The sequence below is a fragment of the Paenibacillus camerounensis genome, from assembly GCF_000723885.1.
Classification (GTDB): domain Bacteria; phylum Bacillota; class Bacilli; order Paenibacillales; family Paenibacillaceae; genus Paenibacillus_AQ; species Paenibacillus_AQ camerounensis.
The window spans coordinates 25243-49611 of the sequence record NZ_CCDG010000103.1; the positions used below are offsets into that span (position 1 = coordinate 25243).

Annotated in this window: 19 protein-coding genes and 1 pseudogene; 16 read left to right on the forward strand and 4 right to left on the reverse strand. The window is 49.2% G+C overall.

Translation table 11 applies throughout. The features are described from left to right. Positions 1 to 29: 29 nt before the first annotated feature. Complete coding sequence (locus tag BN3772_RS28695) at positions 30 to 596, forward strand: TetR/AcrR family transcriptional regulator (RefSeq protein ID WP_042203900.1); 567 nt, start codon at positions 30 to 32, stop codon at positions 594 to 596. A gap of 25 nt (positions 597 to 621) precedes the next feature. Then, positions 622 to 1854 carry an MFS transporter gene (locus BN3772_RS28700; RefSeq protein WP_042203901.1) on the forward strand — a complete coding sequence of 411 codons (1233 nt, stop codon included), beginning with the start codon at positions 622 to 624 and terminating at the stop codon, positions 1852 to 1854. Positions 1855 to 1941: 87 nt separating this feature from the next. On the opposite strand, the pseudogene BN3772_RS28705 reads toward BN3772_RS28700, so the two are convergent. Then, a pseudogene (locus BN3772_RS28705) lies at positions 1942 to 2597 on the reverse strand (nitroreductase family protein). A gap of 118 nt (positions 2598 to 2715) precedes the next feature. Here BN3772_RS28705 and BN3772_RS28710 point away from each other — a divergent pair. The 6 genes from BN3772_RS28710 to BN3772_RS28735 all read left to right on the forward strand — a co-directional run bounded on the left by BN3772_RS28710 (position 2716) and on the right by BN3772_RS28735 (position 11072). Continuing rightward, positions 2716 to 3096, forward strand: a complete 381-nt coding sequence (locus BN3772_RS28710; RefSeq protein WP_042203902.1) for a helix-turn-helix domain-containing protein — start codon at positions 2716 to 2718, stop codon at positions 3094 to 3096. 25 nt (positions 3097 to 3121) lie between these two features. Then, positions 3122 to 3931: an AAA family ATPase gene (locus tag BN3772_RS28715; RefSeq protein WP_042203903.1), complete on the forward strand. Its 810-nt coding sequence runs from the start codon at positions 3122 to 3124 to the stop codon at positions 3929 to 3931. 255 nt (positions 3932 to 4186) lie between these two features. Then, the gene (locus BN3772_RS28720) at positions 4187 to 6481 is read left to right on the forward strand and encodes a heavy metal translocating P-type ATPase (protein ID WP_042203905.1); all 2295 of its coding nucleotides are present in this window, start codon (positions 4187 to 4189) and stop codon (positions 6479 to 6481) included. Positions 6482 to 6615: 134 nt separating this feature from the next. Beyond that, positions 6616 to 8064, forward strand: a complete 1449-nt coding sequence (locus BN3772_RS28725) for a right-handed parallel beta-helix repeat-containing protein (protein WP_042203933.1) — start codon at positions 6616 to 6618, stop codon at positions 8062 to 8064. Positions 8065 to 8144: 80 nt separating this feature from the next. Beyond that, positions 8145 to 8864 carry a purine-nucleoside phosphorylase gene (gene deoD, locus BN3772_RS28730; protein WP_042203906.1) on the forward strand — a complete coding sequence of 240 codons (720 nt, stop codon included), beginning with the start codon at positions 8145 to 8147 and terminating at the stop codon, positions 8862 to 8864. Between the two features lie 201 nt (positions 8865 to 9065). Next, positions 9066 to 11072: a beta-galactosidase gene (locus BN3772_RS28735; RefSeq protein ID WP_042203907.1), complete on the forward strand. Its 2007-nt coding sequence runs from the start codon at positions 9066 to 9068 to the stop codon at positions 11070 to 11072. Between the two features lie 69 nt (positions 11073 to 11141). Here the strand turns inward: BN3772_RS28735 and BN3772_RS28740 are convergent, their stop codons facing one another. After that, on the reverse strand, positions 11142 to 11954 hold the full coding sequence (locus tag BN3772_RS28740) for a class I SAM-dependent methyltransferase (RefSeq protein ID WP_042203908.1): 813 nt from the start codon (positions 11952 to 11954) through the stop codon (positions 11142 to 11144). A gap of 74 nt (positions 11955 to 12028) precedes the next feature. After that, positions 12029 to 12364, reverse strand: coding sequence for a winged helix-turn-helix transcriptional regulator (locus BN3772_RS28745; RefSeq protein ID WP_042203910.1), 336 nt, complete (start codon positions 12362 to 12364; stop codon positions 12029 to 12031). A 143-nt stretch (positions 12365 to 12507) separates the two neighbouring features. On the opposite strand from BN3772_RS28745, the gene BN3772_RS28750 reads away from it, so the two are divergent. Continuing rightward, complete coding sequence (locus BN3772_RS28750; protein ID WP_042203912.1) at positions 12508 to 13425, forward strand: DsbA family protein; 918 nt, start codon at positions 12508 to 12510, stop codon at positions 13423 to 13425. Between the two features lie 52 nt (positions 13426 to 13477). Here the strand turns inward: BN3772_RS28750 and BN3772_RS28755 are convergent, their stop codons facing one another. Beyond that, positions 13478 to 14386: a DMT family transporter gene (locus tag BN3772_RS28755; protein ID WP_042203914.1), complete on the reverse strand. Its 909-nt coding sequence runs from the start codon at positions 14384 to 14386 to the stop codon at positions 13478 to 13480. A gap of 113 nt (positions 14387 to 14499) precedes the next feature. On the opposite strand from BN3772_RS28755, the gene BN3772_RS28760 reads away from it, so the two are divergent. The 7 genes from BN3772_RS28760 to BN3772_RS28790 all read left to right on the forward strand — a co-directional run bounded on the left by BN3772_RS28760 (position 14500) and on the right by BN3772_RS28790 (position 24273). Beyond that, positions 14500 to 15894 (forward strand): aminotransferase-like domain-containing protein, encoded by a 1395-nt coding sequence (locus BN3772_RS28760; RefSeq protein ID WP_042203916.1) that lies wholly within the window; start codon positions 14500 to 14502, stop codon positions 15892 to 15894. A gap of 258 nt (positions 15895 to 16152) precedes the next feature. Beyond that, on the forward strand, positions 16153 to 17520 hold the full coding sequence (locus BN3772_RS28765) for a cytochrome ubiquinol oxidase subunit I (RefSeq protein WP_042203917.1): 1368 nt from the start codon (positions 16153 to 16155) through the stop codon (positions 17518 to 17520). Continuing rightward, positions 17517 to 18530 carry a cytochrome d ubiquinol oxidase subunit II gene (locus tag BN3772_RS28770; RefSeq protein ID WP_042203919.1) on the forward strand — a complete coding sequence of 338 codons (1014 nt, stop codon included), beginning with the start codon at positions 17517 to 17519 and terminating at the stop codon, positions 18528 to 18530. Before BN3772_RS28765 ends, BN3772_RS28770 begins: the two co-directional genes overlap by 4 nt. Then, complete coding sequence (gene cydD, locus BN3772_RS28775; RefSeq protein WP_042203920.1) at positions 18531 to 20291, forward strand: thiol reductant ABC exporter subunit CydD; 1761 nt, start codon at positions 18531 to 18533, stop codon at positions 20289 to 20291. Next, positions 20288 to 22006, forward strand: a complete 1719-nt coding sequence (cydC, locus tag BN3772_RS28780; RefSeq protein ID WP_042203923.1) for a thiol reductant ABC exporter subunit CydC — start codon at positions 20288 to 20290, stop codon at positions 22004 to 22006. Before cydD ends, cydC begins: the two co-directional genes overlap by 4 nt. A 41-nt stretch (positions 22007 to 22047) precedes the next feature. Beyond that, on the forward strand, positions 22048 to 22773 hold the full coding sequence (locus tag BN3772_RS28785) for a response regulator transcription factor (protein WP_042203925.1): 726 nt from the start codon (positions 22048 to 22050) through the stop codon (positions 22771 to 22773). 84 nt (positions 22774 to 22857) lie between these two features. Next, a complete protein-coding gene (locus tag BN3772_RS28790; protein WP_042203927.1) occupies positions 22858 to 24273 on the forward strand; it encodes a DKNYY domain-containing protein in 1416 nt (471 codons plus the stop codon). Positions 24274 to 24369 lie beyond the last annotated feature (96 nt).

Genomic DNA, 24369 nt, shown 5'->3' on the forward strand with positions numbered 1-24369 from the left:
TCGTTTCGATAAAGAAGGGGGAATGGAAGATGAATATGAAACAGCACAAAGAAGCCCGCAGTAAAAAGCAAATCCTCGAAGCAACGATAGTACTGCTGGAAACAAGCAGCTATTCCTCCTTAACGGTAGAGGCGGTTGCCTCACAAGCCGGAGTTGGCAAAGCAACGATATACAGATGGTGGAACAGTAAGGCCCAGCTGGTGCTGGATGCTTTTCTGATGACTGTCGAATCGGAGTTTGAGTTTGACCACAGCAAGCCTATTAAGGATAATTTCAAACTGCAGCTGGCCACCTTGACCCGTATACTCGGCAGCAGGATCGGGAAGTCAACACTTACAATTGTTACCGAGAATGAGGACATAGCTAAAGATTTTTACAGCTCCTATATAATCATCAAAAGAAACAATGCAAAACAGGCACTCCAAGCTGCAATCGACAAAGGCGAGATCCATTCTAACATTACCATGGATATCGTACTGGACTTACTGTACGGATCTGTCTACTTTCAAATTCTCATCTATAAAAAGCTTCCGGATGAGGCATACATCGACGATTTGCTAAATCATGTTATGCAAGGCATTACCATCTCAAATTAACCTGTACCTGGAGGATCTTCTCAAAATGAATCAGAACACAGACCTGCCGCACGGCAACACAAGCTATTCCTTAATGACTCTCATCTTATTCTGGTGCGGTCTGGTCATTATGACCAGTATGTATATAACCATTCCGCTCTCGGACGTGTTTGCGCAGGCGTTTCAGATCAGTGTGAGTCAGGCTGCCTGGATCGGCAGCGCATTCTCACTCTGTTATGCACTGGGATGTCTGTTATACGGGCCATTCTCAGATCGCTACGGACGCAAAATCTTCCTGGTTGCCAGTATTATCGGGCTTACTATCATTACAATAACAATCGGATTTGTAGACAGCTTTTTCTGGCTTATTGTCCTCAGAGGAGTGCAGGGTCTTATCGCTGCCGCCTTTGCCCCGATTTCACTTGTATATGCCGGAGAGATGTTCCCTCCGCACAAAAGGCTGACTGCGGTTGGCTTCATCAGCTCGGGACTGTTAATGGCAGGGATTGTAGGCCAGGTCTTTAGCGGAATCGTTAATGAAGGGCTGGGCTGGCATGCTATTTTCTTTATTCAGGGGATTGTGTACGGAATCACGGCAATTATTGTCATCATGCTCCTGCCCAAAGACGAATTACACCGGCCGAAAGAGCATGTTCTTCTAAAATTCAAACAGATGACAGGCCTGCTGAAGCAACCGCAGCTGCTGCTGGCTTTTAGCGTAACCTTTGTCCTTCTATTATCATTAGTAGGCATGTACACTGTGCTGGGAAGCTATTTAAGCTCTCCAAAGTTCGGCCTTTTGCCGCAGCAAATCCTGTGTATCCGTGCAGCCGGAATTGCCGGCATGCTGCTATCTCCGTTTGCCGGACGAATCGCTCAGAAACTGGGGGCAGCGGCTGTCCTGCGGGGCGGATTAGCATTAGCGGCGACCGGACTGCTTGCATTAGGTTTTAGTGCAAATCTTCCGGTGATTATACTCATGAGCGTTGGATTTGTAGCGGGTATTGCCCTGGTCACTCCCGTAATCATTTCGATAGTCAGCCAGCTGGGGGGACAGGCCAGAGGCTCTGCGATTTCGTTCAATGCCTTTATTCTGTTTCTTGGCGCGAGCACAGGACCTATGATAGCATTGAAGCTGTTAAAGACAGGGAATTATCTGCTATCCTTTGAGATACTGGGTTCGATTCTTCTATTGGGGCTGCTGGCTTCACTGTTCCTTAGAACTTCCTCCAGAGCAGCTGTAAAAAGTGAACAGATGTCTGCTGCGCCGGCAGAGTGATTTTATCATTATTAATAAGGGGGTGTCTCAATAAGCCATTTCATGGCTGTTGAGACACCCTCTTTCTATTTAGGCCACGCCTGCTAATTATGCCCAGGTTGTAATAGTATCAACCGGCAAACGGTAGGACGGATAGCCAGCTTTGGCTGCTTTGCCAATTGAGATTAGCATTACCGGCTGATAGCGCGCCTTGTCCAGGCCAAACGCTTCAGCAATCTCTTCCTTGGCATAACCAGCCATAGCGTTCGTATCATAACCGTGAGCGCGGGCAACAAGCATTAGCTGCATCGAGATTAGTCCAGTCCAGTATCAATGAGGTTCACATCACGCAGTTCGGCTGCAGACATGCTGGCATAATAAGGCTTCACTTGCTGCAGCTGCATATCCATAACTTCCTGAGGCATATATCCAAGCTCAACGGATTTGCCGAAGATGTCATCAATGAATTCGGTATTGTTAGCATCATAAAATACTGCAATTACCGCGGAGGAAGTCAGCGCTTGTGTCTGGTTAAAGGAGGCCAGCGGTGCAAGCTTCTCTTTACCTTCAGGTGTGTCAATGACAAGAAAACGCCATGGCTGCATGTTAATTGCGGAAGGAGCACGGGATGCTTCCGCAAGTATTTCGCTCATCTCCTCCCGGCTGATTTTCACTTCGGTGTCATAGACTTTAACGGACCGGCGCTCCAGGACGATTTCATTGAAATCATTTGTTTTACGGTATTTCCCAGTGATTGTATTCATGTAAACAGGCTCCTTCAGGATAGTATTTGTGAGGTATTCGAATGTTACTGCTGCTCACTAGAAGGATTGTAAACTATGAAGTATACTTTATAGCAAGAGTTAAACATGAGGTGATTTCATGAAAATAAGTGAAGTGGCAAAAAGGATTGACCTGCCCATATCCACTATCCGTTATTATGAGAAGATGGGTATCATCACGGAGGAGTACCTATTGCGGGAACAGAACAATTACCGCAATTATACTTCCGACATTATTGACTATCTGCAGGTTGTGAAGAATTGTTTAGCGGTCGGATTTACGATCAGCGACATTAAATCTATGATCTCGTTAAAGGGAATATCAAAGGAAGAGCAGGCACGCATTATTAAAGAAAAAATAGCAGAGATAGAAGCAGCCCAGCTTAATCTGGAGAATGCCAAACAAACGCTCTACGGGCTCCTTCAAACAGATATCACCTGTGAGAGCGGATTCGGAAAACATGATAGGACCGTGAGCTGATTCAACATGCAAAAGGAGTGCACCCATGATCTATCTGAGGAGCTTCAAGCTATCTGATCATATCAGCCGAAATCCTAACATCTACCCTGATCATGTCTTTAAGCATAAGGCCGGGGAGGTGCTATTGTTTGACCGGATAACAGTTCTGTACGGTAATAACGGCAGCGGTAAATCCACTCTGCTTAACATCATTGCCAACAAGCTGGGAATTTCGGGGGCGGAGCCGATGACAAGCTACGGCTTCAGCCTGTTTGTTAAGCAGTTCCTTGATTTGAGCAGCTGTCAGCTTGGTTCTGACAAGCAGGAGCGGGAATTGCAGCAGCTTCCGGAAGGAAGCCGGTATATGAAATCCGAGGATATTCTGTATGAGATCAAGAAGATACAGCAGGCCTCTGTGCTGCGCGAAGGGTTAATGCATGAGCAGAAGAAGAACGGGATGAGCAAGACGGAGGCGGAGAAATATGAGGATTCGTATGCTTTCCGGCAGAAGGTGAAGAACATCCAATTCTCCCAGGAAAAATACTCAAACGGCGAAACCTCCATGCAGTTTTTTGAGGAATATCTGCTGCCCGGCCAATTGTATCTGCTGGATGAGCCGGAAACATCCCTTTCTCCCGCCAATCAGATCAAGCTGGCCGAACAAATCAATGAGCTGGCCCGTTATTTCGACTGTCAGTTTATTATTGCTACACATTCTCCTTTTATGTTGGGCACGCTGCAGGCCAAAATCTATAACCTGGACGCTAATCCGCTGCAAACAGCCGAATGGTATGAGCTGGACAATGTACGGTTTTTCCAGCGGTTTTTTGACAAGCATAAGCAATGGTTTGATTGAATAATGCAGCTGGTTGAAGCAGCACGTGATGAGCTTTGGCTGGATACGAAGCAGAAGTACTGGAAGCCGTTGAATGGGTATAACCCAGCTGATATCTGTATAGACATGCCCGTTATCAACTATTGTTGATTGCGGGATTTTTTGTGTACATTCAGGAAATAATAGGCTTTTCACCTTGACGAACAGGAAATGGGCAGAATATAATAAAACCATCATATGAACAGTTGATCATATATAATCGCGAGGTGAAAGGCCATGGAAGCAAGCTCATCCTTAGTCAAACGAAAAGTTCTGTTAAAAGGATTGGATTGTGCCAACTGTGCACTGAAGATTGAAGACGGCGTAAAGAAGATCGACGGTATTTCTTCCTGCTCTGTAAATTACGTGAATCAGTCATTAACGATGGAGTTCGACCCTGCCCGTGAAGCAGAAATTATGGATTCCGCCCGGAAAAAGGTCAAGTCGCTGGAGCCGGATATCAAGTTTATCGGCCAAATTAAACCTCCTGCCCAGAGAGTAGCAAGTCATCACGGTAAAGAAGAGAACAGTGACACAGATCAGCATGAGCATAATTATGGCAGCAGCCACTCACATCATGCCCATCAGCACGGAGAGGGCAAGGCTGAACATGATCACGATCACTCTCATGCCGAGGACGACGGTCACGGCCACAGCCATGATCACGGTGCCGGCGGCGTTCGGACAATGGTCATTCGCCTGATTGCCGGCTCTGCCGTTGGCGCTGCTGCTATGCTGCTAAATCTCAACCCGACAGTTGAGCTGCTCCTGTTCCTTGTGTCTTACCTTATTGTAGGCGGAGACATCGTCCTGAGAGCGCTCAGAAATATTATCCGGGGAAAAGTATTCGACGAGCATTTTCTTATGTCCATAGCTACCATAGGCGCATTTGCAATCGGTGAATATCCAGAAGGTGTCGCGGTTATGCTGTTCTACCAGGTAGGAGAGCTATTCCAGAGCATCGCCGTAAACCGCTCACGCAAGTCCATCAGCTCCTTGCTCGACCTGCGGCCGGATTATGCCAATGTGAAGACCGGTGATGAAATCAAGCGGGTTAATCCTGAGGAGGTCAGTGTCGGTGACCTGATTATTGTCCGGCCGGGTGAACGTGTGCCGCTGGATGGGGTTGTGCTGGAAGGCAGCTCTGCGATGGATACTTCAGCGCTGACAGGGGAATCGATGCCGCGTGAAGTAGCCACAGGCGATGATGTTCTAAGCGGCTTTATCAACAAAAACGGAGTACTGACGATAGAGGTAGCCAAAACCTTTGGAGACTCTACAGTCGCCAAGATTCTGGATCTGGTCGAAAATGCCAGCAGCAAAAAAGCGGAGACCGAGAAATTCATCACCCGATTTGCCCGTTATTACACTCCGGTTGTTGTCATCGTTGCTTTGCTTCTGGCTGTACTGCCGCCGCTGTTGTTCAGCGGTGAGACCTTCGCGGATTGGGTCTACCGCGCACTGGTCTTCCTGGTTATCTCCTGCCCTTGTGCCTTGGTAATATCAATCCCGCTCGGATTCTTCGGCGGTATCGGAGCTGCTTCCAAGAACGGCGTGCTTGTCAAAGGAAGTAACTACTTAGAAGGACTTAATGATGTTAAATATGTGGTTTTTGACAAAACGGGCACATTAACTAAAGGCTCCTTTAAGGTGAACTCCATCGTAACTGCCGGGGAATGGACTAAAGACGATGTCCTGCAGTACGCTGCTTACGCGGAGATTCACTCCTCACATCCTATCGCACAGTCGATCAGAGAGGCCTACGGTGTTGCGCTGGATGAGCGCCGGATTACGGATTACAACGAAATATCCGGTCACGGCATACAGGTTACCTTCGAAGGCCACTCTGTTCTTGCAGGCAACGCCAAGCTGATGCTGGCAGAAGGAATCTCCTTCTCCAATCCGTCTGAAATCGGGACCCTTGTGCATCTTGCAATCGACAAACAGTATGCCGGCTACATTGTAATTGCGGATGAGGTAAAAGAGGATTCGGCAGCCGCCATCCGTTCACTCAAGCAGCTTGGGGTGAAGAAGGTCGTCATGCTGACCGGAGATAACAAAGCGGTGGGTGAGGAGATCGGCCGCAGACTGGGCGTTGATGAAGTCCATGCCGAGCTGCTGCCGCAGCACAAGGTAGAAGAGCTGGAGAAGCTGGATGCTGCGAAATCACCTAAAGAAAAGATCATTTTTGTCGGCGACGGCATCAACGATACACCGGTTTTGGCCAGAGCAGACATCGGTGTCGCTATGGGCGGACTAGGCTCAGACGCAGCCATTGAAGCAGCGGATATTGTGATTATGACAGATGAACCCTCCAAGCTGTCCTCCGCCATTCAAATTGCCAAGCGAACACGTGCCATTGTCTGGCAGAATATATTGTTCGCCTTGCTTGTTAAAGGCATGTTCCTGCTGTTAGGGGCCTTCGGCATAGCTACCATGTGGGAGGCTGTAATCGCGGATGTAGGTGTAAGCGTGATTGCGGTTCTTAATGCAATGCGTGTGCTGAAAACAAAACCTGCCTTAACCGAATAAGGCTACCGGATATCCTGAAGTATATCTCTTACCCTTCAACCCTTTCACTTTCCCTGAGGAATGTGGAAGGGTTTTTTGTATAATAGAAGATAATGAACCTGATGATAAATTTTCAAGCAGAAAGGAATACCGAAATGTCTTTACAAACTCTGCGGCCTGCTATTTTGCTCGGCTTAATACTCTTGAGCGGGTGTACGTCCGCCCCCAATGAGCCGTTACCGGAGACGGCAGATGTCTACTATGTTGCTGCAGGCGGGGATGACAGTAACCCCGGTACTATTGATTTCCCTTGGAAGACGCTTCAGCAGGCTGCCGACAGTGCAGTGCCCGGGAGTTACATCTATATTCGCGGTGGTGTATACCACCAGAAGCTGTATATCACCAATGGGGGAACGGAGTCAGCCGGACCTGTCGTTTTCTCGGGATATCCCGGCGAAACAGCCGTTCTGGACGGAGAAGGTCTGTCTGTTGACGGACTGGAGGGACTCGCTGAAATCGATCATGCCAGCTATGTGACGATTCAGGACCTGGAAATCCGCAACTACCAAACGGCGGCACAAGACGAAGTTCCCGCCGGTATTTATGTGCACGGGTCAGGACAATCCATCTCGCTGCTTAATAACCGGATTCACTCCATAGCGAATACAGCAACGCCAGCAGGCAAGGAGCTTTCCGGCAGAGATGCCCATGGCATTGCCGTCTATGGGACAGAAGCAGATGAAGCACTCAGTAATCTGAAGATTGACGGCAATGAAGTATATGATCTGGTGCTCGGTTCAAGCGAGGCGCTGGTGGTGAACGGCAACGTGGACTCTTTTGAGATAACAAACAACAGAGTTCATGACACTGACAACATCGGGATCGACATTATCGGGTATGAGGGAACGGCAGCAGACCAGGCTGTGGATCAGGCTCGAAACGGAACGGTTAGCGGAAATGTGGTGTATGGGATATCGTCCAGTAATAATCCGTCCTATGGGACTTCTCTTCCTAATGACAACTACTCCGCAGGGGGAATTTACATAGACGGGGGCAGAACGATCCTGGTAGAGCAGAACCGTCTGTATGATAATGATATTGGGATTGAGCTTGCATCTGAGCATAAGGGAAGGCTAACCAGTGATATAACTGTCCGGGATAATGTTGTCTACCGCAACCGGCTGACCGGTATTGCCATGGGCGGTTATGATGAAGAGCGTGGAGGCACGAGTGACAGCAGTGTGGTATCTAACACCCTGTATCAGAATGATCTGCTGGGCGGCGGCAATGGTCAGCTGTACCTTCAGGCTAACTTAAACCATAATATTATTACCGGTAATATCATCGTGGCCGGCGATACCGGTGTTCTAATTAGCAATGATTACACGAGTAATATAGATAATACGGTTGATAGCAATCTTTATTTTGCAGGAAAAGAAGCGGACGAAGCTGTCTGGGTGTGGAACAAGAGGGAATATAACGGCTTCAGCGCCTATCAGCGCGGAACGGGAAATGACCTGAACTCACAGTTTGCCGATCCGCAGTTCAAGGATGTACACCGTGACGATTTCCGGCTGGAACCGGATTCGCCGGCATTGAAATGAAATCATTTGCAAATCGCTGCTGTTCTGGCTATAATTCATTGATTGCAATCAAACGAAATTATTGAAGGAGTTGTACATGAATGAGTTCATCCCAATTTAAAGAAACCCCGCATATTAAGCCAAACGGAGCAGAAATTGCAGAGACCATTTTGCTGCCTGGAGATCCGCTCCGCGCAAAATTCATTGCTGAAACCTATCTGGAGAATCCGGTACAGTTCAACGAAGTACGGGGAATGCTCGGATATACCGGCACCTATAAAGGCAAGAAAATCTCTGTCATGGGTACAGGGATGGGCGTTCCGAGCATTGGTATTTATTCATGGGAGTTAATCAACGTATTCGGTGTTAAGAATCTAATCCGTATCGGTTCAGCCGGTGCGTTACAGGACAACCTGAATCTGTATGATATCGTCTTTGGGATCGGAGCTTCGACCAACTCGAATTACGCTTCCCAGTTCAATCTGCCGGGCCAATATGCCGTTACCGCTTCCTATGAATTGTTGGAAAAGGCTAAGAAAACAGCTGATGCCCAAGGGCAGAAGGTTCATATCGGTAACATCCTGACCAGTGACACTTTCTATAATGCGGACAAGTCCGCTGCATCTAAGTGGAAGGATATGGGCGTCTTGTGTATTGAGATGGAAGCCGCAGCACTGTATTTGAATGCAGCTCAAGCAGGTGTCAACGCCCTGTGCATCCTGACGATCAGTGACCACATTTTCCGGGCTGAGGAGACAACCTCCGAAGAACGCCAGACCTCCTTCACTAATATGATGGAAATTGCTTTAGAGCTGGCTTAATTCCAGCTTGAGCCTGAAATCCCGCAATCCTTCCGGTTGCGGGATTTTTTGTATGCAATAAAGCTAACCGGCTGCTTATGGCACGATAATCATACAATCGCAGGATTTTATTATTGAAGAGAGGCAAGCCTGAATCTAATATGGAATGGTAACCCAATATTAATATATTTGTTATTTGATTAATAAAAGGAGCGTTTAAATGTGCAAGAATTATTGTATGGCGTAGCTTATTATGATGAGTACATGCCTTATGAACGGCTGGATGAGGATATCCGGATGATGAAGGCTGCCGGCATTAACCTGGTCCGGATTGCGGAGTCCACCTGGAGCACACATGAGCCCCAGAACGGTGTATTTGATTTTACCAGCGTAGACCGGGTACTGGATGCGATGCACAAGGCTGGAATTCATGTCATTATCGGAACGCCGACCTATGCCGTGCCTACGTGGATGGTCAAGGAGCATCCTGAGGTGCTTGCTGAAACCTCCCGCGGACCCGGCCGTTACGGCGCACGTCAAATTATGGACATCACCAGTCCTGCATACCTGTTCTATTCGGAGCGGATCATCCGCCGGTTAATCAGCCGCGTCAGTAAGCATCCGGCTGTAATCGGCTATCAGGTCGATAATGAAACGAAGCATTACGGGACCTGCGGCCACAATGTCCAGCTCAAATTCGTAAAATATATCAAAGACAAGTTCGGAACACTTGAGTGCCTGAACGATGAATTCGGGCTCAGCTACTGGAGCAACCGGATCAACAGCTGGGAGGACTTCCCGTCCGTCGCGGGCACTATAAACGGCAGCCTCGGTGCAGAATTTGCCAGGTTCCAGCGGCAGCTGGTAACTGATTTTCTGGCCTGGCAGGTTTCAATTGTGAATGAGTATAAGCAGGCTAACCAGTTTGTCACCCACAATTTCGATTTTTCCTGGAAAGGTCATTCCTTCGGTGTACAGCCGGATGTTGATCATTTTGCAGCTGCTGCACCGCTGGATATTGCCGGAGTGGATATTTACCATCCTTCGCGTGACGAGCTGACCGGTAAGGAAATTTCATTCGGCGGAGACTTAACGCGTTCGCTTAAGCAGAGCAACTACTTCGTGCTTGAGACACAGGCGCAGGCCTTTCCGGAATGGACTCCGTACCCGGGACAGCTAAGGCTGCAGGCATTCAGCCACCTGGCATCTGGAGCGAATATGGTTGAATACTGGCATTGGCACTCCATTCACAATTCGATCGAGACCTATTGGAAGGGCTTGCTCAGCCACGATCTGGATACCAATCCAACCTATGAGGAAGCAATAAGCATCGGTCAGGATTTTGCCCGGCTGTCACCGGAATTAATCGGTCTCCAGATTACGAATGAAGCCGCAATTCTCGTAAGCAATGAAGCGCTGACCTCATTAGAATGGTTTAAACTTCCCGGTGGCCAGACTGACTACAACGATATTGTCCGCTTGCTGTATGACCGGCTGTATGAGATGAACATCGGCTGTGATCTGGTGCACCCCGGTTCGGCAGACGATTTGGACCGGTACAAGCTGATTGTTGTCCCGGCTCTCTATGCAGCATCGGATGAGCTTCTGGAGCGGTTGAACCGTTACGTGGACAATGGGGGACATGTCGTCTATACCTTCAAAAGCGGGTTCGCTAACGAGCATATTCAAGTCAGAAACACAGTCCAGCCAGGTATAATCGGACACGCGTGCGGCATTAAGTACAGCCAGTTTGTTACGCCAAGTGCAGTCAAGCTGAAGGATGATCCGTTTGGCGCCGGTGAAGAATATAATACTGTCAGCACATGGATGGAGTTAATCACTCCGACTACAGCTAACGTATTGGCCTGGTATGAGCATCCGCACTGGGGGGCATATGCTGCTATAACGGAGAACCGCTATGGTAAAGGGGTTGCCACTTATATCGGGTGTCTGACAACTCCGGAGGTTACAGGCAAGGTATTGGAACGGGCTTGCAGGGAGGCGGGACTATGGGGCCAGGATCAGCAAATCCGATTCCCGCTGATTGTTAAGTCAGGGAAGAATCTGGCCGGACAGACGATCCGTTACTATTTCAACTATTCCGCAGGCAAACACTCTTTCAGCTATCCGCACGGCAACGGCCTGGAACTAGTCAGCAGTCAGCCTATAACATCAGGAGAAACCACTGAGCTTGAAGCATGGGGCTTTATTATTGTCTTAGAAAAATGATCTATAACGGGTAAACAACAGAAAGGCTATGCTCCCAGCGAAAGCGGAAGCATAGCCTTTATTGTACTGTTACAGCTTTCTTGCCTTCAATACAAACGTTACAGGCAGTACTTTTGCTTTTTTGGCAAAATCGCTGCTGCCGCCCTGAGCCTGGAGTAAATCATCATCTGATTCCTCAACCATCTGTTCAATTACAAATCCTGCTTTGGCGAGTGCATTTACGTAAGTGGACATTTTGCGGTCGGATAACGATAATGTGTTGCCGCCAAGCTCGACAGAATACCAGGATTCATCGAAATAGCTCTTTTTGAATACAAGCATGTCCTTTTCGGCTCCAACACATTTATGTATCGGGTGGGACCAGCTGAAGAGGAATACGCCGTCTTTATTCAGATAAGAAGCGATCCGGGCGAAAGTCCCCTCAAGATCAGTAGTCCAGCCAATTGCATAAACGGAATAAATGATGTCAAAATAATCCTCAGGCAGCCCGCACTTGTCCTCCATTGGCGCACAGATCAATTCTGCTGACAAACCATGCGACTCCAGGAGCTGCCGGGTTTTGCCGATCTGGTTCTCTGATATATCCGTGCCCCACAGCTCAGCTGCCTGGCGTTCTCCGAGATATAGGAGAGACTGCCCGCTTCCGCAGCCGATCTCCAGAATCTTTTTACCGCTAACATCACCAAGAAGCCGGTGATTTTCTTCCGAGACAAAAGCGCCGTATAAGGGAAGTGCGGTTGCTCCTAAAACCTCGTTTCCTTTTGTATCCCAGAATAAGCTGTTTGTCTGGTGTATTACGTCCTTATCCATCTCTACTGTTAATGCGACACCAGCCTCGCCGCCGCCTATAATATTTGCCCTGTAATTAGCTTGTTTGCTCATACATACAGCCCCCTCACAATAGTATACCTTTCCAGTATATAGCATTCTGATCCAGAGGGTTATGACATTAAGACTCATTTATCAGGCGCGGTGATGTTCCTTTCGCCCCAGGCTACGATTGACTGAATAAGCGGAACTAATTCCCGGCCGGACGGAGTAAGGGAGTATTCCACCCGCGGAGGGATTTCATTGTATTGCAGCCGGTGTACAATTCCGTTATCAATGAGGTCTTTAAGACAGTTGGTCAGTGTCGTACCAGTAATTCCGCTCAGCCTCCTTTTTAGTTCGTTGTACCGTATATTTTCTTCCTCACTCAAACAAGCGAGGATGGGCAGATTCCACTTGCCGCCAATCACCTGAAAGGCAAAGGTTGCCGGACAGAGCCGGTCCATACTCATCTCATATTTCATTGCAAATCCTCCAATAGTATATATTTTATACTAGGTATTATTAATAATAGTACTTGTTAAAAAATTTATACAAAATATAATCATACTATAGAAAAGATAGTAAATCATATTCATTAAAATGTAAATGAAGGGCGGATGCAGTAATGAGTGATTCCAATATGATGTGCGACCTTGAGACCGGTATTTGCGGCGTTGCCGGTGAGGATACCATGCAAGTGATTGATCTGAATGATATGAAGAAAAAAATAACGCTCTATTATGTTACCGATCCGATTTGTTCCCATTGCTGGGCGTTAGAGCCTGTTCTGAACCGCTTTATACAGGAATACGGCCATTATTTTGAAGTAACAACCGTTATGGGCGGACTGCTGCCGAGCTGGAAAGGCTTTTCTGATGGAGGGAACGGTATCCAAAAGCCTGCAGATGTTGCCGGGCACTGGAGAGAAGTGGGCGAGCATTCCCGGATGCCTATAGACGGTTCACTGTGGCACAGCAATCCGATTCTTTCGTCATTCCCGCCTTCCAGAGTATTCAAAGTTATACAGGATAAGCATCCAGGCAAAGCGGAGGAATATCTGAGAAGCGCGCGGGAGGCGGTATTCGTGTCCAATCTGAACATCGGTGAAGAGAAAGTGCTGATCTCCATCGTTGACCGCTTGGGACTGGACGGCAGACATATCGTGGAAGAAGCGGCACTTGATTCCGCACAGGAGCTGCTGGATGCAGATTTTCAGCTGGCAGCCCGTCTGGGAGTGCGGGGATTCCCATCCCTGATCATGGTGAATGAAGAGAATAAAGGGGTAAAGGTTGCCGGAGCAAGGCCGCTGGCTACTTATATAGAGGCTCTGCAGCATATTACAGCACAAGAGATTACGCCCAAAGAGAAGCCGCCTCTCTCACAGCTGATAAAGGACGGACATAAGCTTTTCTCAAAAGAGATTGAGGAGATGTACGGGCTTGCCGAAGAGAAAGTGAAGGCATTTATTGACTCAGAATTACCTGCAGATGCTTACCGGGTCCAGCACATTATGAATGAATTGTATGTTGAGAAAATAGGTTGAAATAAGAACGCAACAGAGACAGCAGGTAATATACCTGTTGTCTTTGTTATGTTCACTTCTTTATATTCGTTCCAAGTACACCCGCAATTATGAGCAGAGCTCCAATGATGTGATATCCGCTGACCGGCTCATGCAAAATCCAGGCACCGCCGGCAATGGACACCAGTGTGGACAGGTTGCTGAATACGCTCATTTGAGAGGCCTCCAAATGGGTTAGCGCAAAGCTGGATAAGAGGGTCGTGAGCATTGTGGATGCAATTGCCAAGTAGGCCAGTGCCAGGATATAGATTCCATTGCTCAAGGGCTGCACGTACGCATCCAGTGTTCCGCTGTAAGCATGCCGTATGAGTGCAGCAGTATTAAAGGAAATACAGCCGGTCATTAACGTAACCCAGGTAAGCTCAAGCGGCTTGTATTTCCGGGTTAAGGGACGGGCGAGCACGCCATAACCGGCGAAGGAGAGGACAGAGAGCAGAAGCAGCAGGCTGCCTTTGATGCTAATGGAGGACGAAGAGACTAGCCCGCCCTTCATCGCAAAAATTAAAACAACTCCGGAGACAGAGAGCAGCATAAACAGCTTTTGAGCCAATGTCGTCCGTTCCTTCAGAAATATAGAGGCGAGAATCAGCGTGAATACCGGAACCAGCGCCTGGATAATACCGGCTTCTGAGGAATTAGAGGTGACAAGTCCAAAGGTCTGGAAGGCAAAGAACAGGACAGGGGACAGCAGGCCCAGCGGAAGGATCCGCCATATATCCTTTGCTGACAGCCTGATACGCACCAAGCCTAATACAATGGGGATACTGACAACGATTAGTGAAAGAGTAAAACGGTGCGCGAGGACATCCAGAGGATGGGCAATCGCCACCGTCATTTTGGCGAACATGAACGATAAACCGATAATCATGGCGTATAAAAGAGCTGCACCGTAAGCATAAGTCTTTATTGTCAAGTGTTTCATGATGTTTCCTCCATCCTGTTGTCTGTGAACATGGATTCAATATACACGCTGACAATTCGTGTTACAATCTAGAAAAACACGAATTGTACCGGTACAGTTGAGGAGGAACCAACATGAAAAAATTTGAAATCATTGCCCGTTCGCTTGAGGAATGGATGCAGGAGCAGACAGCGCTGCTCAGCCAGAACAGCCGGGAGATGAAAGGCATTAAGCTCCCGGCTGTCCGGATGCTGGCTAAACAGTATGAATGCAGTATCAGCACCGTTTTACGTGCCTATGAATGGCTCGAACAGCGGCATCTGGTGTACGCTGTTCCACAGTCCGGATATTATGCAGTGCCTGCCGGCGGATTGCCGGCGGAGGCGCAGTGGGAAGGCCCGCTCGATTTCTCTTCAGCGGCGCCTGATCCGCGTGTGTTCCCCTATGCGGATTTCCGGCACTGTGTGGACCAGGCGATAAAGCAGAAGCAGGCTGAGCTGTTTCTCTACGGTACCGACCGCGGATTACCCTCACTTATCGACTTGCTCCGCAAACAATTTGCGGATTATCAGGTGTTTGCTAAGAAAGAGCAGCTATTTATCACATCCGGTGTGCAGCAGTCGCTTGCCGTGCTGGCGCTGATGCCTTTTCCGAACGGTAAGCAGCAGGTATTGCTGGAGTTACCCGGCTATCACAACATGCCTCCGCTCTTGAAGGGGCTTCATGTGCCTTATGCCGGAGTACACAGAACTACAGAAGGCCTGGATTGGGACGGACTGGAACGCAGCTTCAGGGAGGACAACATCAAATTTTTCTATGTAATGCCGCGCTTTCATAATCCGCTGGGAACCTCGCTGTCTGCCCATGACAGGAAACGGCTGATACAGCTTGCTCATAAATATGATGTCTATCTCGTGGAGGATGATTATCTGGCTGATTTGGAAAGCGATTCGAAACAGGACCCGCTCTGGTCAGCGGATTCGGAAGGCCGGGTCATTTATCTGAAGAGCTACTCCAAAATCCTTTTTCCCGGACTGCGTCTCGGCGTTGCTGTGCTGCCGTATTCACTCGTACCCTTGTTCGGCGCGCACAAAAGAATGCTCGATATCGACACTTCACTGTTATCACAGGCTGCTCTTGAAATCTATATCCGCAGCGGCATGTTTGCCCACCACGGCAAAGTGATCCGCAGCCGGTACGCCGAGCGTATGCGTAAGGTGCATGAACAGCTGGATGCATTTGCCGGCCTGGCTCCGTTCGCCCGCGCACCGCGTACCGGAGGAGAACACACGGTGCTCCCTCTGCCAGACCGCCTGCCTGTGAGCGTACTGGTCCCGCGGCTTACGAAGCGCGGTGTCCTGGCAGACACAACCGAACGCTATTATCCTCAAGATTACCCCCGGCAGGATAAGATGCTGCGGCTTAATATTTCCAATGTGCCGAGCCTGAGGGTTGCAGAGGGCATGAACATCATCCGGGAGGAAATACTGAAGCTGGCTGGTCCAAACGGCCGTTACCCGCAAGCTTAATGCGAGTTATGGATGAAATACCTATAGTCATGTAAAGATGTGAATCCCGGGAAGCGAAATAAAATCCATAGCACGTTATGGCTAATCAAACAATAGCTCAAATGGGTAGTTTCGGTGTTATTCACTGAGTTGTAAAAAAGAGTTGATGCTTTCATGAACGTTTAAAGGCAAAGAGGTGACCGGAACTGTTTTAGTTAAAGATAAAGATATAATAATTTAAACTAATCAAAAGCTTTTAATTAAGGAGGCACTAACGCTATGGGCATCGATACAGTGCTGTGGAGCAGACTGGTGACAGGCTTGACACTAGGCTTCCACGTTATTTTCGCAACGATTGGCGTAGGTGTTCCGCTAATGATCGCAATCGCTGAACTCATGGGCATACGCAAAAAAGATCCACACTATACGCTGATGGCAAAGAGATGGGCCCGCGGGTTTGTCATTTCTGTTGCAGTTGGTGTTGTTACAGGCACTGCAATTTCACTACAGCTGGCCCTGGTATGGCCGAATTTCATGAAGCTTGCCGGTAATGTTATAGCGCTCCCGTTATTTATGGAAGTATTTGCTTTCTTTTTCGAAGCCATCTTTCTGGGTATTTACCTCTATACTTGGGACCGCTTCAAGAAACCGTACATACACTGGCTCCTTACGATCCCGATTGTCGCCGGTGCAGGGATGTCCGCAGTTTTTATCACGACAGTTAACGGTTTCATGAATCAGCCCGAGGGCTTTGCTATGTCAGGAGGACAATTTACCGCCGTTAATCCGGTGCAGGCGATGCTGAATACGGCGACGTTCTCCAAGGTGTTCCATGTATTAAGCTCAGCCTATCTGACCGGAGCCGCGCTGCTGGCAGGGATTGCCGCATTTGCACTCCTTAAGAAGGGCGCCTCGGAATACCATAAAAAAGCGCTGAAGCTGATGATGGCCGTTGTTATGGTGTTCGGACTGCTGAACGCATTGGCCGGAGATGTCTCCGCGAAATTTTTGGCTGAGCATCAGCCGGAAAAGCTGGCTGCGGCAGAGTGGCATTTTGAAACCGAAAGCGGAGCAGACCTGATTCTGTTAGGGTGGCTTAACGCAGAGCATGAGGTTCTGGGCGCACTCCATATTCCTAAGCTGCTCAGCTTCCTTGCCTTTGGAGACTTTAATGCTGAAGTGACAGGACTGAATGAATTCCCACTGGACGAGCAGCCGCCGCTTCTGGTGCACTATTTGTTTGATCTGATGGCTGGTGTCGGCTTCACGTTATTAGGCATTTCATTCCTGTATTTCCTGTTTGTCTTCTGGAAAAAGCGCAATGAGCATAATAAATGGCTGCTTCGCAGCATCGCGTTAGGTGCACCGCTTGCCTTTTTGGGAGTCGAGCTAGGCTGGTTTTACGCTGAAATCGGACGGCAGCCCTGGATTTTGCGGGGATACATGCGTGTAGAAGAAGCGGCTACGACATCGCCGAGCGTGAGAATCCTGTTTTTTGTGTTCCTGTTACTGTACATCCTGTTAGGCACTGTGTGTGTTCTTGTGCTGCGGCGCATGTTCAAAAACAATCCGGCAGAAACCGAGATGGAGAAGTGGAACCAGCATCCCGGTGACAAAACAACAGTAAAGGGTGAGCACGCAAAATGAGTTATGAGCTGATTGGAATTTCCGTGCTCTGGTTGTTTTTATACGGATATTTAATTGTAGCCTCGATAGATTTCGGAGCCGGCTTCTTTGCCTTTTATGCCCGGCTGACGAAGCAGGATCATCTGATTAACCGTCTGATCTCCCGCTACTTATCACCCGTCTGGGAGATCACCAATGTATTTTTCGTCTTTTTTTACATTGGACTTATCGGCTTTTTCCCGGATACCGCTTATTACTACGGCTCAGCGCTGCTTGTTCCGGGAAGCATTGCGGTTATACTGATCGCGATCCGCGGCTCATTCTATGCGTTTGAGAATTACGGCTCCAAGAATAACATCGTATATCTTTTCCTGTACGGAGCTTCAGGGCTGCTTATTCCCGCATCATTGTCAGTAGCACTCACTCTGTCGGAAGGCGGCTTTATATACAAGCAGGGGGAGACCATCTCTCTGGATTACTGGGCATTGTTCACAAACCCGTTATCCTGGAGCATTGTTGGCTTGGCGATTGTATCCGTGTTGTTCATCAGCGGCTCCTTTTTGGCCTTTTATGCTTCGCGGGCAGAGGATCATTCCGCACTGAAGCTTATGCGGAGCTATGCGCTGTTCTGGAGCACCCCGACCATTATTACCGCACTGACAGCCTTTATCTATTTGGGCCAGCACAATGAGCGGCATTTTCAAAACATGATGGATTTATGGTGGCTGCTCGCCCTTTCCGTTGCTTTCTTCATGCTTGCAATGTGGCTGTTGTACAGCGGACGCCGTTACGGATTGGCCTTCACAAGCATTATGCTGCAATTTTTATGCGCCTTTTTCGCTTATGGGATTGGGCAGTACCCTTACATTCTCGACCCGTTCATTACAATCGAGAACAGCATCACTTCACCGGCAATGGGCTTGGCACTGGTCATTGTGTTCATCGGCGGCATGTGTATGCTGGTTCCTGCCCTGATTTTGGTGTTCAAGCTGTTCCTCTTTGACGCAGATTATGTGAAAGGGAAGAAGTAGATGAAGAAGAAAACAAGCCTGATCGCTGAGCAGATGTCAGGGCAACGCAAACCACTTGTTATGCTGACAATCCTTTCGCTTATGCTGGGCATTGCCATTGTAAGTCAGGCCGGGCTGCTGGCTGAAGCAGTCCAGCGGGTTTTTGTGGAAAAAGCCTCCTTATCATCCGTTGCCCTGCTGCTCGCTCTTCTGCTGTCCGTTATGGCTATCCGCACTTTGCTGTCATACGGAAACGGAAGGGTAGGCTTGCTTATGGCGGCTTCCGCCAAGGCCAATATGCGTTCAGCTGTACTGCAGAAGCTGACCCGTGCTTCCATGCCTTCAACCCTGCAGGGACAGACGGGAGGCAAGGTCAGTGTGGCCCTGGATGCAGTCGACGAGGCTGACAGCTATTTCAGCCATTACATGCCGCGGATGGTCGAAGCCGCGATCATCCCGGTGCTGATTCTGATTGTTACGTTTATCTTACATGCTAATTCAGGCTTCATTCTGCTGTTCACAGCACCGTTCATTCCGCTGTTTATGATTCTGGTGGGACTGCAAACGAAAAACAAATCCGAAGAAAAGTATGCGCAGCTTGCAGAATTCTCTGCTACATTCCTTGATTCACTGCAAGGGCTGGTGACATTAAAAATATTCGGACAGGCCCGCCGTCAGCAGCAGCAAATTAAGCGCAGCAGCCTGGGCTACCGTGACGCCACAATGGATATTCTGAAGGTTGCCTTTACAAATACCTTTATGCTGGAATCCATTGTGATGCTGAGCATCGGGATCGTTGCCCTTGAACTGGCTATTCAGCTGCTTGTATTTAAATCGATGCCGTTTCATACCGCCTTTCTGGTTCTGCTGCTCGTTCCCGAATTTTTTAACCTGCTCAAGAATACGGGTACCGCTTTTCACAGCGGGCGGACGAGTATGGGAGCGGTTCGTAAGGTTGAGCACATGCTGGCTGAGACGAATGACAGCTCCGTGACACAGCCTACTGAGGTACAGAAGTCCGTTGCCAAGCTGCTCCCGGCACCTCCGTCCATTGAACTGAATGATATCCAATTCCATTATGCACCCGGTTCGTTTGAGCTTAAGGCCGGTACGATTTCTATTAAGCCGGGAGAGAATGTTGCTATCGTCGGCAAAAGCGGCTCCGGCAAAACGACTCTGCTCCATCTCTTTGCCGGACTGCTGAAGCCGGTCTCAGGCACGGTCAGGGTGAACGGAAGCCCGCTTGAACAATTGGATGAGAACGCATGGTTTGAGCAGGTTAGCTACATTACACAGCATCCTTATATTTTTGCAGGAACGCTTGCTGATAATATCGCAATCGGTGCCGGACGTGATATCTCCAGGGATGAAATCAGTCAGGCAGCAGAGGATGCGGGACTAGCACCGCTTGTTGCCCAATTAGAACAGGGCCTGGATACCTTTGTCGGTGAAGGAGGCCGGGGACTGTCGGGCGGAGAGAAGCAGCGTCTTGCTTTAGCACGGGCTTTCTTGAAGCGGCCGGCCTTGATCTTGTTTGATGAGCCTACCGTTGGCCTCGATCTGCAGACCGAACAAATCCTGCAGAGCTCTATAACTGCATTAGCCAATAACGCAACGATGATTACAGTCGCGCACCGGCTATATACGATCCGGCAGGCCGATCATATTGTGTTTATGGATCATGGGAAATTAGCGGCATCAGGAGTCCACGATGAGCTTCTCGAATGCATACCTCAATATGCCGAAATGGTGGATATTCAGCGAAAGGGAGGGTCAGTATGAATGAGCTGGCGATTTTGTCTAAGGCAATGATATCAGAGCGAAAGGATATTCTCCTTTCGATTCTGGGAGGATTTATTGCCGGCGCAGCCGGTGTGGCTCTTTTCTCCGCGAGCGGGTATCTGATTTCACAGACGGTCTTTATGCCGCCGCTCTACACCTTAATTATCCTTACCTCGCTGGTCAAGCTGCTTGGCCTGCTCCGTGCGGCAAGCCGTTACGGGGAACGTCTTTATTCGCACAGAGCCACGTTCTCCATGCTTAGCCGGCTGCGCACAGCCTTTTTTGACAAGCTGATTCCGTTAACGCCCGGGATATTGAACAAGAACCGCAGCGGCGATCTGCTTGCACGGATCGTCGGGGATGTGGAGAGCCTGCAGAATTATTTTTTGCGCGTCGCATATCCTCCGGTTATTGTTATTACGGTCTTTTTAGCGACCATGGTGTTCAGTGCTTCCTTTTCGTTCTGGATTGCCTGCCTGTTTGTAGCAGGAATGCTGTTAACAGCATTAGTTGTACCGGGCATCGTGCTGCTGGGCCAGCGTTCGACACACGGCCGTGTCCGTAAGCAGCGGGCTCTGCTGTCGGCGGAAGTAACGGAGGTATTGTACGGCTTCCGGGATCTGAAGGTGTACGGGCAATTACCACAGAGAGAACAGCAGCTCCAGCTTGCTTCTGCAGCATTGACAGCTGAACAGCAGCGGGCCGCGGGCCATCTGCTGCGCGGCCAGGCTATGCATACCTTTGTTACCTTTTTTATCTCCTGGGGTGTACTGACGCTCGGTGCGTATCTAATTATGGAAGGCGCGCTGGCCGGCGTATTCTTAGCTATGCTTGTCATGGCCTCACAGACTGTCTTTGAAGAAGCCGCAGCAATGGCTACTTTACCAGCGTATAAGCAAGACAGTGAGCACGCGGCTAGACGGCTGACCGAAACGGTATTGACTGCCGGTGATCATCCTGTACAGCCGGTCCGCACTTTGCCAGCTGAAGAGGCTGTTTCGGTGGAGCTGGCCGGCGTTACGTTCCAATATGAAGATGAATGGCGGCCGGCACTGACGGACCTGTCACTACAGCTCCCGGCTGGCTCCAGAACAGCGATTGTCGGACCGAGCGGGTCCGGCAAATCAACCCTGATTGATTTGCTGCTTAAACTTCGCACGCCTGTATCTGGTGACATACGTTTAAACGGTATTTCTTTACAGGTACTGGATGAGGCAAGCATCTGGGAGTCCGCTAATGTCGTGCTGCAGCAAAGTCACTTTTTCCGCGGAACCGTCAGGGACAACCTGCTGCTTAAGGGAGAAGAGCAATCTGACGAGGCATTACTGGATGTTCTCGCTAAAGCCCAGCTGCCGGATCTGGCATTAACCGATACAATCTTCGAGAAAGGAGAGAACCTGTCTGACGGTGAGAAGCAGCGGCTGGCTCTGGCAAGAGTCATGCTCCGCAAAGGGCGGTTATGGCTGCTGGATGAACCGACATCATCGCTGGATTATGTAACGGAACAACGAGTGTTAACCCGTCTCTACGAACAGTCTGCCGGAGATACATTACTGTTCATTTGCCACCGGCTTACGGGCCTGGAAGGTATGGACAGAATTATAGTAATCGAGCAAGGCAGGATAATCGAAGCCGGCTCCTATTCAGAGCTAATGGAACAACAGGGCTATTTTTACCGGATGAAGCAAATCGAGCTGCAAATGGTTGGCGAGTAATAGGCAGACCTGAAGCCTAAGCAAAACGGAGGTGCAGAGACATGACTAATACCCATAAACGAATTCTGCTGGTAGACGACGAAACTCGAATCCGCACGCTGCTGAGGAAATACCTGGAGAAAGAAGGCTATGTTGTAGACGAAGCGGATAGCGGCGAACAAGCCATTCTGAATTGCTGTATGACCGGCGGAAAATATGATCTGATGGTGCTGGACTGGCTGTTACCCGATATAAGCGGCATAGAGATCTGTAAGCATGTGAAGCTGAACCACCAGGAGATTCCGATCCTGATGCTGTCCGGACGCTCGGAAGAAAAGGACCTGCTCGAAGGCTTTAAGGCAGGCGTTGACGATTATGTCGTCAAGCCGTTTAGTCCGAGGGAAGTTGTATTACGTATCCAAAGTATTTTGGCCCGTGCCCAGGAAGCTTACCATTTCGACAAAACGGTCTCCGGCAGTCAAATCCTGATTGCAGAAATTGTAATTCAGCCGTCAGCCCGGCGCGTGCTTGTACAGCGCAATGAAATTCATCTGACTCCCAAAGAATATGATCTGCTCTATTTTCTCGTAACCAATCAGGAAACTGCCTTCTCCCGGGAAGCCTTACTCAAGGAAGTGTGGAAATCATCCTACCAAGAGATCTATGACCGGCGCACCGTAGATAATCATATTAAGCGATTACGAAAAAAGCTGTTCTCCCGTTACCCGAAAGGGGACGAATACATTCAGACGATCTGGGGACAAGGCTACATCTTCCGCACTCCTTAGATTACTGCGATATCACACAGGAATTTCCTCCGAAGCAGGATTGTTATATGATAGACCAAATAAACTGTGAGGAGAGGATAGTAAATGTCTAGCCTGTTTGTTACTGAAGCGGACCGGGTGTTGCTCAAACAGAATGAAGGAGAACCTGCGCAGCTTAAGGGCGGAATCACCAGTGAAGGTTTTTCGATAATTCATATCTTCAATCGCGGATGGCTGCCGTTCGGATATTTGCGGGACTCTCAAGGAGTATGGTGGTTCGACGGCCGTAAGAGCAAAGTGACGCTGGTGAGCCGGGAAACGGAAGGGTTCCGCGTATTGGATGATGATTACGGACTGGACCGTTCACATGTCTATCTGGAAGACAAGGCGATTCCGGGGGCAGACCCTGACACCTTCAGGCTGTTGCCGGGATCGCCTTATTTTTCAGCGGACAGGCAACGCCTGTATGTCAAGAACGGTGACCGCTTTCACACCTGGGACGATATCGATACAGAAACCGCAGCGGCCAAAATGGACTACTGTATAGATAAGGATCATGTGCTGCATCTGTTTAATTCACTGTCGTACGCCAACAGCAGCAAAGGAGAGCTCATAGAATGGCTCCGGGAAAGCCATCCCGATGTGGGCGGCTGGTGGCATCCGGATTATGCCAAGAGTGAGCAGGGTGCTGAAAATATACAAGGCAACTGGTACAAGACTGCATCTGCCGTTTTCTACAGTGAGGAGCACGGGAAACCGAACAGGAAGGAGCAGCGCCAGGTTTATAATCTGGTAAGAGGGGCAGATCCGGCAACGTTTGAAGTGCTCAGCGGCCACTATGGACGCGATGCGGATGGAGTCTACTATACATGGAGAAAGGTTACCGCAGCCAACGCTCAGACCTTCAAAGCACTGCATGGAATGTACGGGAAAGATGACGAGAGCATTTTTTATAACGGATACCGGGTTAATGGCGCCGATCCTGCTACGTTTCAATGCCTGCTGCCAACAGGGTATCTCGGTCTCTCTAAAGATAAGAATCACGTATTTCATGCAACGTTCGACCGCACAGAACCCCCGTTCGGACATCCGGACTATATTCTGGTGCCGCTGCCGGGTGCCGACCCGGAGTACTTCGAGGTGCTGTCTGAGAATGGAAGCTGGGCAGTAGACCGGGGTACGGTGTACCAGTGGGGGAGCCCGGCCAAAAAGCTGGACAGGGCCAGCTTCGTGTATCTGTTCGATCAGGGGCCGGAGAGCTGGGCCTCAGACTGTAACGGCCTCTACAACGCCAATGGCAAGCGCACGGTAAAAGGGATCGACGGCAGGAACTTCCGGATGCTGAACCGGTTCTGGGGTAATGATGGCCACGCGGTATTCTGCTTCGCCACCGGAAGTGTGCAGCGTTCTGCCGATGCTGCGACGTTTCAGGTGACAGACGAGGAAGGTGGCGCAGAGGATGTCAGCTTCTTCTATGCGATAAAAGAGGATGGCACCATAAAGAAAAGCAAGAAGAAGTAAGATTGAACAGCGGATTTCGGTCTTCCTTTGTTTAGGACATATAAAAAACACAAGTATCTTTTATACTGTCCTAAACATTGAACCGGGAGTGAAGAT